We start from the raw sequence: 11868 nt of genomic DNA on the forward strand, positions 1-11868 counted from the left end.
AGTAGTGATTAATGAAAAAATTAACCCTAGTCGCAGCAGCTATAGGTTTAAGTCTGTCGACGGCATTAGTACAGGCTAAAGTATCAGAGGCCGAAGCGGCCAAGTTGGGCACTGAGCTCACTCCGTTGGGTGGCCTGAAAGCGGGAAATGCCGACGGCAGTATCCCTGCCTGGGATGGCGGTATTACCACACCACCTGCTGGTTATAAGGTTGGGGATCACCATCCCGATCCATTCCCGCAGGATAAAGTGTTATTTGAAATTACTGCCGCCAACATGAGCCAATATGCCAATCTGCTTTCAGATGGGCAAAAGAAGCTGTTTGAAACCTATCCGGAAACCTTCAGGATCCCTGTTTACCAAACTCGTCGTACGGCCTCAAATCCGCAGTTTGTTTACGATGCCACCAAAACCAATGCCACCCGGGCTGAACTGGTAGAAGGGGGTAACGGGATTAAAAATGCGGCAATGGGCGTGCCTTTCCCAATTGCACAAAATGGTTTGGAAGCCATATGGAACCATATCCTGCGCTATCGTGGTCAGGCCATTCAACGCTATGGTGGTCAGGCGGCACCTACGGCGTCCGGTGATTTTAACGTCATCGGTTTTGATGACATCCTGATGATCAAGTATGCAGAAGACGGTGTAACACCCGAAAAGCTTGAGCAGGAAAATGTGCTGATGAAGTTCAAGCAGAGCATCACTGAACCTGCCCGTTTGGCCGGTACCGCTTTGCTTGTGCATGAAACCATGGACCAGGTAAAAGAGCCTCGTCAGGCCTGGACCTACAACACCGGGCAGCGTCGTGTGCGCAAAGCGCCAAATATTGCTTATGACGCACCAGGTACGGCGGCAGATGGTCTGCGTACTACAGATGATTTCGACATGTTCAACGGTGCACCGGATCGCTACAACTGGACCTTAAAAGGGAAGCAGGAATTGTATGTTCCATATAACAACTACAAACTGCACAGTGATCAGGTCAAGTATGATGATATCCTCAAACCTGGTCATATTAACCCGGACTTAACCCGTTTTGAGAAACACCGTGTATGGGTGGTAGAAGCCAACCTGAAACCGGAATATCGTCATATTTATCAGAAGCGGGTGTTCTATATTGATGAAGACAGCTGGCAGATCCTGGTTGCGGATATGTACGACAACCGCAATGAGCTGTATCGAGTTGCGATGGCGTATGCGGTGAATTATTACGACGTACCAACGCTTTGGTCTACACTGGATGTTTACTATGATTTGAACTCGCGTCGTTATCTGGCACTGGGCCTGGATAACGAGACAAAGATGTACGATTTTACCATTAAGCCGGATGACAGCGAGTTCACTTCTCAGGCGCTGCGGCGGGAAGGCCTGAGATAACAGCAGTAAAACGGTTGGCACTGCCAGCCGTTTTCTTTTGCACCCTAAAGCATGCCCTAACTAATACATCAAACCTTGAGATAGTAACCACATGAAGTTGCCTGTTTTCCTGATGCTGGCCTTGTTGGTAGGCCCGACAAAGGCTCATTCCACACCGGCTTTTGTGGCACCGCTGGCCGATCAATCTTTGTTACTGGATGTGGCCGCCACCGCCGAAGGTATTATTGCTGTCGGTGAACGTGGTCATATACTGCTTTCTTCCGACGCTTCCAATTGGCAACAGCAGACCGTACCCGTTTCCTCAACGTTGACCTCGGTTACCGTGCAAGGACAGCGGATCTGGGCGGTCGGCCACGATGCTGTGATTATAGCCAGTGTCGACAACGGTCATAGCTGGCAAATACAAAATTATCAGCCGGAATTGGAAAAGCCGTTAATGGATGTACTGTTTCTGGATGAAAATCATGGACTGGCGATAGGGGCATACGGACTTTTTTACCGAACCACCGATGGTGGCGCTAATTGGCAACGTGAACCGCATATTGAGTTGCTGGACGAGGACGACATTCAGTATCTGCAGGACTTAAAGCAAGAAGATGAATCTTTGTACGAACAGGAGCTGTCATCTATTTTGCCACATTTCAACCGCCTGTCCCGCGCGGGCGAGACCTTGTATTTAGCTGGTGAGGCTGGCTTACTGGCTGCTAGCCAGGATCAGGGGCGTAGCTGGCAGCGTATGGAAATTGATTACTACGGTTCATTCTTTGATATTCGTCAGACCACAGATAATCGCTTGCTGGCGGCCGGATTGCGCGGTCATTTATTTGAGTATCAAGCGCAGGACGGCTGGCAAGAACTGCCCACCAATATGAAGTCTTCGCTTAACAGCATTGTGCCGCTTGCCGACGGGCACACTTTGGTGGTGGGCAATAATGGCTATTTAATCTGGCTGAATGATGAGTTGCAGGTGCAACAGACCGAGGAAGAAAAAGCGGTGCTTAATGCATTGCCTGTGGGTGACAAAGTCATTGCAGTGACCGAAACCGGCATCAGATTTTTACAGAAGTAGATGGGACTATGACCAGGTTAATAGATATTCTCGAATTAGTGTTTTTCCGGCACCGAAAGTGGGTCATCATTCTGTTTGGTCTGCTCAGTGGTTTTTTGCTTTGGCAAGCCACTCAATTAAAGCTAGATGCAGCCTTTACCAAGAATATTCCGCTTAATCACCCGTATATGCAGAACTATATGAAGCACCAGAAAAACTTTGGTGGTGCTAATAGTATTCTGGTGTCGGTCTGTCAGCGTGACGGCAGTATATTTAATCAGACATTTTTTGACCGTCTTAAAGATGTTCATGACCAGCTATTTTTTATTCCCGGCGTGGATCGTTCTCAGGTTAAATCGCTTTACAGTGCTTCCACCCGTTTTACCGAAGTCGTAGAGGAAGGGTTTTCTGGTGGACCGGTGATCCCGGCCGATTTTAATTCAGCCAATCCGGCGGCCCTTAAATTGGTGTCAGAGAATATCGTAAAAGCCGGCATTGTCGGTCGTATGGTATCCGATGATTTCAAATGTGCCATGGTGACCGCGCAACTACTGGAGTTGGATCCACAAACAGGTGAAAAACTCGATACGCTGGCCTTTGCTGCCAACCTGGAAACACAATTAAGAGGTCAGTACGAAGACGATAAAATCAGTGTGCACATTATCGGCTTCTCAAAAATGGTCGGTGATGTGGCTGACGGCGCAAAAGATGTGCTGCTGTTCTTCGCCATTGCCATCGCCATCACCGCCGTCATGGTATATCTGTTCTGTAAATCCGCTTTGTTGACGGTGTTGCCACTGCTTTGTTCTATTATTGCGGTTATCTGGCAAATGGGCTTGCTCACCCTGCTTGGGTTCGGTCTCGATCCCATGTCGATTTTGGTTCCGTTTTTAGTCTTTGCCATCGGCGTCAGCCATGGTGTGCAAATGATTAACTCGGTAGGCAAGGAAGTGATTGCCGGTAATACCGCTAAGCAGGGAGCACAAAAGGCCTTCAGAACCTTACTGGTTCCTGGTGGGATTGCCTTGTTGTCTGACACCGTGGGCTTTATGACCTTGCTGGTAATCGACATTGGTATTATCCGCGAGTTGGCAATCACCGCCAGTATGGGGGTCGCGGTTATTATTTTGACTAACCTGGTGTTGCTACCGGTACTGATGTCATACGTTAAGCTGGGTGACGGCTACAAATCCCGTTTTGCCAATAAAGAACAGCGATCTGATCGTTTCTGGAATCGCATTGCGCATTGTTCAAACCCTGGGGTTGCTAAGGTCATTCTGGTGGTGGTGGCGCTGCTGTTTGCCTTTGGCTGGTATGAATCTGAAAAGATGAAGATTGGCGATTTGCATGCTGGCGCACCGGCCCTGCATGAAAGCTCCAGATACAATCAGGATACCTTCCTTATTACCGACAAGTATGCCATTAGTGTCGATTACATGTCGGTATTGGTAGAAACCACGCCTTCGGCCTGTACCTCTTTTGAGGTGATGAATGCCATTGATGAGTTCCAATGGAAGATGGAAAACGTTGAAGGGGTGCAGTCTGCGGTCAGTTTGGCCTCCGTTGCTAAGCTGATCAACGCAGGTTATAACGAAGGTAATCCTAAGTGGCGGGTGCTGCCACGCAATCAGCAATCTCTGGTACAGAATATCTCCAGGGTAGACACCTCTTCGGGTCTGCTTAACGGTGACTGTTCAGTAATGCCGGTGATCCTGTTTATGGCCGACCATAAGGCTGAAACCATTAATCGGGTGGTGGATGCGGTCAAAGCATATCGTCAGCAATATGAACGTGAAGACCTGCAATTCAAGCTGGCATCTGGCCCTGTAGGAGTGATGGCGGCTACCAACGAAGCGGTCAAAGCGGCGCAGGCTCCCATGATGTTATACGTGTTTGGCGCCGTGATTCTGCTGTGTTTGCTGAGCTTCCGCTCACTGCGTGCGACCCTTGCAGTAGTTTTACCCTTGTATGTGGTATCCGTATTGGCCCAGGCACTGATGACAAAACTGCAAATTGGCCTGACGGTTTCTACCTTACCAGTCATCGCACTAGGGGTGGGCATTGGGGTGGACTATGGCATTTATATCCTGTCGACCATGAGTCAGAAGCTTAAATCCGGAATGGCCGTGCGCCAGGCGTATTTTGATGCGCTGAAAGAACGGGGTAGTGCGGTACTGTTCACCGGTATTACTCTGGCTATTGGGGTCAGCACCTGGGTATTCTCCAGCCTGAAGTTCCAAATGGACATGGGCATCCTGCTAACCTTTATGTTTGTCGTCAATATGCTGGGGGCGGTCGTAGTATTGCCTGCTTTAGCAGCAGTATTCTGGTACAAGCAAAAATAATTTCTTGCATAGTTAATAACCTCCGGGCATGAAATAGCGCCATAAAATTCCAACAGGAGTTTTATGGCGTTTTTGCTTGTTACGGGTAGTTAGCTGCTTTTCGCTGTTTTTTCCTTGCAGTTCATTCATGTTGTAGCTACATGATTATCGCCCTGACAGACTGGTCAGGTTTGTCATTAGAAATTTTTATTAAACCAGTATGAATATGTATCCCAAAGGCGGGTCATACCAGCCTATTTAGCCCTTTCAAAGGTCGGCGGAATCAGCGAAAATACGCGGAATTTGTATAGAACTCAGTTCTTTATTACTGATTCCGCTGAGCGAAAATAAAACGAAAAGTGAATTGGTATACTAAAATTCGCCCTACAAAAGCCCGCATGACAAGGTATAAAAATGACGGTTGCAAATAGCCAGCACTCTGTACTCCTCGAAAATGTGTATACATTGATCCGCAAAAAGGTCGACAAGGCTCAGGCCCCGTTAGTCGAACAATTTGCCCAGATCCTATTTAAGAATATATCCAAAGACGACTTACAAAACCGGGTGGACAGCGACCTGTACGGCGCTACCTTAAGCCTGTGGAATGAGTTTGTGGACTATCATGACTCGGAACCCTTTATCCGGGTATTCAACCCGGAAATAGCCAAACACGGTTGGCAGTCATCTCATACCATTATTGAAATTATTGTGGATGATATGCCGTTTTTGGTGGACTCCGTGCGCATGGCGATTAACCGCCTGAGTATTACCGCCCATCTGCTGTTACATAGCCCCATCGCGGTGAAACGTGGTAAAGATCACAAGCTTGAAACCATGCAGGATGCTAAGGCTAAAGGGCCCAGCAAGCAAACCGTGTTCCTGGTGGAAATCGACCGTCAGACCAGTAAAAAAGCCCTGGAAGACATTGAAAAAGAGTTGCACTCTGTTCTGGATGAAGTGCAGTTAGCTGTGTCTGACTGGATGCCGATGAATGAACGACTGGATGCCATTATTGCCGGGTATGACAAACAACCTTGTCCGGCTGGCGATGCAGCTAAAAAAGAAGTACACACCTTCCTGCGCTGGATCCGCAACAACAACTTCACCCTGATGGGTTATCGCCATTATCAGGCTAAAGCCGTAGAAGGCGACCATCGCTGGATTGCTGATAACGACTCCAGCCTGGGGCTGATGAAAAACTCCAAAAGCAACCGCGACAGGCTGTTGTCCCGCCTGCCATTATCGGCGCGCCAGGAAACACTTAGCCAGAATCCACTGATCCTGACAAAAACCAACAGTAAATCCCGGGTACACCGTCCAGCCTATATGGACTATATCGGTGTTAAAGAATTCGACAAAGATGGGAATGTCATAGGGGAACATCGCTTTATTGGTTTGTTCTCTTCTGCGTTTTACAACGCAGGTGCAGGTGATGTACCGGTACTGAAAGAAAAAATTGCCCGTATGTGTGATAACTCCGGGTTTGACAAGTCTTCACATGCCTACAAAGCCTTCCTGAATATTCTGGAAACCTATCCACGTGATGAGTTGCTACAGGCCAGTGAGCAGGAATTGGGTCAGATTGCTCTGGGTATTTTCCAGATGCAGGAACGTGGTATTTCCCGTTTGTTTATGCGTCGCGACGTATTCGGCCGCTTCTATTCCTGTATGGTGTTTGTACCCAGAGAGCGTTACAACACCCAGTTGCGTAAAGACACCCAGGCCTTGCTGAAAAAGTCCTTCGGCAGCGAGCAGGATGTGGAATTCACCACTTTCTTCTCCGAATCTGTTTATGCCCGCACCCACTATATGGTCCGGGTTAAGAATAACAACGTGGAAATCGACGTGAAGGAAATTGAAAAGAACATTATCGAGCTGTCCAAGAGCTGGAATGACAAGCTCAGCAGTGCGTTGCGTGCCAGCCACGGTGAAGCTCAGGGTAAGAAGCTCGACCAGAAGTACGACAATGCCTTTACCCGCAGCTATAAAGAGCAGAATCTGCCCACCACCACGGTGGTGGATATTGAGAAGCTGGAAAGCCTGGATGATGTTCGTACCCTGGATATGTTGTTCTACCGTCCACAGGAAGAATCTGATGACAGCGCGGTAGTTAAACTGAAGCTGTTCCATCGCAACCAACCCATTCACTTGTCTGCGGTATTACCGATGCTGGAGCACTTTGGGTTACGCGTAATCGATGAAAGCCCCTATCAGGTCAAGGCCAGCGACGGAACCGTTAACTGGATCATGGACTTCTCCATGTTGCACAGTTCCAGCAACAAAATGAGTCTGGAAAAAGCCCAGGAGCTGTTCCAGGATGCCTTCTCTAAAGTCTGGTATCAGCAACTGGAAGATGATTCTTTCAACCGCCTGGTGCTGGGAGCCGGAATGCCTGGCCGCAAAGTGACCATTTTACGTGCTTATGCCAAATATATGCGCCAGACCGGTAGTTCTTTCAGTCAGGATTACATCGCCAGAACACTGGATAAGTACCCGCATATTGCCATTTTACTGGTGCAATTGTTTGAGCAGCGTTTTGACCCGGCGGTTAAGCGTTCTGAGAAAAAAGAGCAAGCACTGCTGGCGCAAGTAAAAGAGAGCCTGGACAACGTGTCCAACCTGGATGACGACCGAATTATTCGTCGCTATCTGGATATGGTCATGGCCACTTTGCGTACCAACTTCTACCAGAAAGACGAGCAGGGTAACGACAAGCCGTATATCTCATTCAAGATGCTGCCTGAGCTGATCCCTGAAATGCCGCTGCCACTGCCTAAGTTTGAGATTTTTGTTTACTCGCCACGAGTGGAAGGCGTGCATTTGCGTGGTGGTCGAGTCGCCCGCGGTGGATTGCGCTGGTCAGACCGTCAGGAAGATTTCCGTACCGAAGTACTCGGCCTGGTAAAAGCCCAACAGGTAAAAAACACCGTGATTGTTCCGGTTGGGGCCAAAGGTGGTTTTATCTGTAAAAATCTGCCCACGACCGGTGGACGTCAGGCTTTCCTGGAAGAAGGCAAAGAGTGCTACCGCATCTTTATCCGTTCTTTGCTGGATATCACTGACAATATTGTGCAGGGTGAAATTGTCCCGCCCAAAGACGTGGTGCGTCTGGATGAGGATGATCCCTATTTGGTGGTGGCGGCAGACAAAGGTACCGCAACCTTCTCTGACATCGCGAATGGCATTTCCGAAGAATATAACTTCTGGATGGGCGATGCGTTTGCGTCTGGTGGCAGCGTTGGTTATGACCACAAGGGCATGGGCATTACCGCGCGTGGTGGCTGGGAATCGGTTAAACGCCATTTCCGTGAAATGGGCATAGACTGTCAAAGCACAGATTTTACCTGTATCGGTATTGGTGACATGGCCGGTGACGTTTTCGGTAACGGTATGTTGTTGTCCAAGCATACCCGTCTGATAGCGGCCTTTAACCACATGCATATTTTCTTCGATCCTGATCCAGATGCGGCCAAGACCTACGAAGAACGCTTGCGTTTGTTTAAAGACCCAAGCCTGAACTGGGCCGATTACAACAAAGACTTGATTTCCAAGGGCGGCGGTATTTTCTCTCGTTCTGATAAGGCCATTAAGCTGACTACCGAGATGAAGAAATGGCTAGGCACTAAGCAACTGACCATGACCCCAAGCGAGCTGATTAAGAATATTCTTAAGATGCCGGTGGATTTGCTGTGGAACGGCGGCATTGGTACCTATGTGAAAGGCAGTAAGGAAACTCATGCAGATGTAGGTGACCGTGCCAATGACGACTTACGCGTTAACGGCAAAGATGTTAAAGCCAGAATTATCGGTGAAGGGGGCAACCTGGGGTGCACTCAGCTTGGCCGCGTGGAATACTGTGCTGCTGGCGGTCGCATGAACACCGACTTTATTGATAACGTCGGTGGGGTGGACTGCTCAGACAACGAAGTTAACATCAAGATCTTGCTTAATACTCTGGTACAAAATGGTGACCTGACGATTAAGCAACGTAATAAACTGCTCTACGATATGACCGATGACGTGGCACAAATCGTTCTGCAGGATTGTTATCGTCAAACCCAGTCTATTTCTATTACCGAGATCGGTGGTGGTTCCAGGCTGAAAGAGCAGTTGCGCTTTATTCATGGTCTGGAACGCGAAGGGCGATTGAACCGGGAGCTGGAATTTATTCCCAGCGACGACGAACTGTCTGAACGTCAGGCATCTGATCGTGGTTTGACCCGCCCTGAACTGGCGGTGCTGATGGCTTACGGCAAAATGGTCCTGAAAGACAAGCTGAATATCCCGGAAGTAACCGAGAACCCGTATCATGCCAGATTGCTGATCACCGCCTTCCCGAAAATGCTGCAGGACAAGTTTGCTGAGCAAATGACCCAGCACCCGCTGAAAGGGGAAATCATTGCCACCAAGTTGACCAACAATATGATCAACGACATGGGCCTGAACTTTATGCATCGTCTGCAGGAAGAGACCGGTGCCAATGTATCAGAAGTGGTCAATGCCTATTCAGTGGTAAAAGGGATCTTCGGTATGGAGTCAGTGTGGCGTGATATCGAGAAGCTGGACAATAAGATTGACGCCAATATGCAGTTAGCCATGCTGGATGATATGCGCCGTTCTTTGCGTCGCGCGTCGCGTTGGTATCTGCGTCATGGTAACAAGTCGTTGTCCATTGATGAGGCCATTGCCTTCTATCGTCCGACCATGGATGATCTGAGCAAAAACCTGCAGGATTATCTGGTCGAAGCCGAGTATAAGGAACTGGAAGAAAAAACCCGTGTGCTGACAGAAGCCGGTGTTGCCAAAGACATTGCTTACAAAGTGGCGAGCCTGAGCAACTTGTTCTCCTGTTTGGATTTGGCACAGATTTCCACCCAGGAAGGCAAGAAAGTCGCCCTGGTGGCCAGTTTGTACTACAAACTCGGTAATAAACTGCAACTGCACTGGTTCCTGGACCAAATCAACCGCCAGTCCGTTAGCAACCATTGGCAGGCACTGGCCCGCGCGTCTTACCGTGAGGAACTGGATTGGCAACAGCGTTCACTGACATCAGTGCTGCTGAAGTTCGATCCTAAGAGTCAGGATGCCCAGGCAATTCTGGACAGCTGGATCGAGACGCATAACGAGTTGCTGGAGCGCTGGTATCACATGATGTCAGAGTTTAAGACCAGCGGAACCCACGAGTTTGCCAAGTTCTCGGTGGCGCTGCGTGAGCTGATGCTGTTAAGCCTGAACTGTAGTAATTCAGCGGTTCACTGACATCCTCCCCGCCGATGAGCGGGACAGGGTACTGAGCATCCTCTATAATGCCCCGGTTTAGCCGGGGCTTTTTTATGTTTATGGAAAAATATCTGCCAGGATTGCAGGGAAATGCATTGGCAATCGCCTGTTAATTAGCTGCCACAAAGGAAATTTCGCCACCATGTATTCGTTATTAAGAGATTTGCTATTCACACTGGATGCAGAACGTTCTCATGATCTCAGCCTGGCCTTCTTAAAAGCCAGCCAGCGCAATGTCTTAAACCGCTTATATGGGCAATCGCTACCAGACAAACCCGTTGAGGTGTTGGGTATGCAGTTTCGCAATCCAATTGGCCTGGCGGCCGGGCTGGATAAAAATGGCGAGTGCATTGACGCCTTTGCGGCCATGGGCTTTGGTTTTATTGAAGTGGGGACTGTGACACCTAAGCCACAAGGCGGCAATGACAAACCCAGATTATTCCGCTTGCCTCAGTCGCAGGCCATTATCAATCGCATGGGCTTTAACAACAAAGGCGTCGATTATCTGGTTGAGCAGGTAAAACGTGCCCAATACAAAGGCGTGTTAGGGATTAATATCGGCAAAAACAAAATTACGCCGGAAGAGCAGGCGCTGGATGATTATTTGCACTGCCTGGATAAAGTCTACGCCCACGCCAGTTATGTCACTATCAATATTTCCTCTCCCAATACACCTGGATTACGTAATTTGCAGTACGGGGAAGCTCTTGACAATCTGCTCAGGGGCTTAAAGCAGCGCCAGCAGCAACTTAGCGAGCAACATGGCAAGTATGTACCGGTGCTGGTGAAGATTGCCCCGGATCTGAGTGACGAAGAAATTGTCGACATTGCCAGGTCTTTAGTGCAAACCGGTATGGATGGCGTGATTGCCACCAACACCACCTTGGATCGCAAACTGGTGCAAGGCCAGCAATATGCCAATGAGGCAGGGGGGTTGAGTGGCTCGCCACTTACTCAGGTTAGCCAGAATGTGGTGGAGAAACTGAGTAAGGCCCTGGACGGGGCCATGCCAATTATTGGCGTAGGCGGAATAGATTCTCCTCATGCTGCCAAGGTGCGGATCGCGGCAGGATCGAGTCTGATCCAGATCTACTCCTCGCTGATCTACCAGGGACCGGATTTGATCAAAGAGATCCTCGAATCCTTATAAAGATCCTGGCTGGATCGCAGTCCGCTATGCGGAAAAATTATTAATAAAAAGAATCGCTTGGGTATAGTGTATAGAAATGGGGCGGGGCATTTTGCCGGCCCCATTTGTGTTTTCCATAAGGATGTTTTGTATGTTACAACCTGATAGCAACTGGCGCTGGTATTATGACCATCAGCATGACCGCCTGGCTCTGCTGTTAGGCGACATGTTGTTTCTGACACCCTATCGCACCAAGCATCTGGCCTACACTGTCAGCGGTGAAGAATCATTTGATTTGCAGGACCTGGAAGTTTATAGCCAGATTGCCAATCAGCTTGAACATTGCTGTCTGCCATTAAGTGCGGCACAGCAAACCCAGCTTGCCATTAATGTTTGCGCCGTGCAGCGCTTTCATAAACCACTGATGCCCAAAAGTTGGTTTTTTACCCGCAATGAAACAGGCGGTCATCATCATCGACTGGCCTGGTTAAGTACCGCAGAACACCGTGCCAAGGTATGGGTGGTGGAAGACAATCACAGCAGTTGTCTATGCCTGCTGCTGGATGACCAACTGCCGCTGGGAACCGGTAAAGCCATGGGGCAGTTTGAGGCCATCAGGGTAATGCCGGATTGCCTGGAGCCCTGTTTTGAGCAGCAACCATTGCGCAAGCTGGCTTGACTGATTGCCTCTTTACGCCTTAATTTGACAAA

General features: G+C 49.0%; 6 protein-coding genes. All 6 read left to right on the forward strand.

Annotated features, from left to right (window positions below):
* The first annotated feature begins 11 nt into the window (after positions 1 to 11).
* The 6 genes from CSR04_RS06185 to CSR04_RS06210 all read left to right on the forward strand — a co-directional run bounded on the left by CSR04_RS06185 (position 12) and on the right by CSR04_RS06210 (position 11836).
* Positions 12 to 1376 (forward strand): DUF1329 domain-containing protein, encoded by a 1365-nt coding sequence (locus CSR04_RS06185; RefSeq protein ID WP_102795373.1) that lies wholly within the window; start codon positions 12 to 14, stop codon positions 1374 to 1376.
* A 91-nt stretch (positions 1377 to 1467) separates the two neighbouring features.
* Complete coding sequence (locus CSR04_RS06190) at positions 1468 to 2445, forward strand: WD40/YVTN/BNR-like repeat-containing protein (RefSeq protein WP_102795374.1); 978 nt, start codon at positions 1468 to 1470, stop codon at positions 2443 to 2445.
* 8 nt (positions 2446 to 2453) lie between these two features.
* Positions 2454 to 4769, forward strand: a complete 2316-nt coding sequence (locus tag CSR04_RS06195) for an efflux RND transporter permease subunit (protein WP_102795375.1) — start codon at positions 2454 to 2456, stop codon at positions 4767 to 4769.
* A gap of 393 nt (positions 4770 to 5162) precedes the next feature.
* Positions 5163 to 10007 carry an NAD-glutamate dehydrogenase gene (locus CSR04_RS06200; protein WP_102795376.1) on the forward strand — a complete coding sequence of 1615 codons (4845 nt, stop codon included), beginning with the start codon at positions 5163 to 5165 and terminating at the stop codon, positions 10005 to 10007.
* A 163-nt stretch (positions 10008 to 10170) separates the two neighbouring features.
* Positions 10171 to 11178, forward strand: coding sequence for a quinone-dependent dihydroorotate dehydrogenase (gene pyrD / locus CSR04_RS06205; protein ID WP_102795377.1), 1008 nt, complete (start codon positions 10171 to 10173; stop codon positions 11176 to 11178).
* A gap of 130 nt (positions 11179 to 11308) precedes the next feature.
* Positions 11309 to 11836, forward strand: coding sequence for a cell division protein ZapC domain-containing protein (locus CSR04_RS06210; protein ID WP_172449249.1), 528 nt, complete (start codon positions 11309 to 11311; stop codon positions 11834 to 11836).
* Positions 11837 to 11868: the final 32 nt, after the last annotated feature.

Source organism: Bowmanella denitrificans, assembly GCF_002887595.1.
Lineage (GTDB): Bacteria > Pseudomonadota > Gammaproteobacteria > Enterobacterales > Alteromonadaceae > Bowmanella > Bowmanella denitrificans.

Coding starts and splice junctions, on each gene's coding strand:
- CSR04_RS06185 (WP_102795373.1), top strand. CDS start 12: ATGAAAAAATTAACCCTAGTCGCAGCAGCTATAGGTTTAAGTCTGTCG.
- CSR04_RS06190 (WP_102795374.1), top strand. CDS start 1,468: ATGAAGTTGCCTGTTTTCCTGATGCTGGCCTTGTTGGTAGGCCCGACA.
- CSR04_RS06195 (WP_102795375.1), top strand. CDS start 2,454: ATGACCAGGTTAATAGATATTCTCGAATTAGTGTTTTTCCGGCACCGA.
- CSR04_RS06200 (WP_102795376.1), top strand. CDS start 5,163: ATGACGGTTGCAAATAGCCAGCACTCTGTACTCCTCGAAAATGTGTAT.
- pyrD (WP_102795377.1), top strand. CDS start 10,171: ATGTATTCGTTATTAAGAGATTTGCTATTCACACTGGATGCAGAACGT.
- CSR04_RS06210 (WP_172449249.1), top strand. CDS start 11,309: ATGTTACAACCTGATAGCAACTGGCGCTGGTATTATGACCATCAGCAT.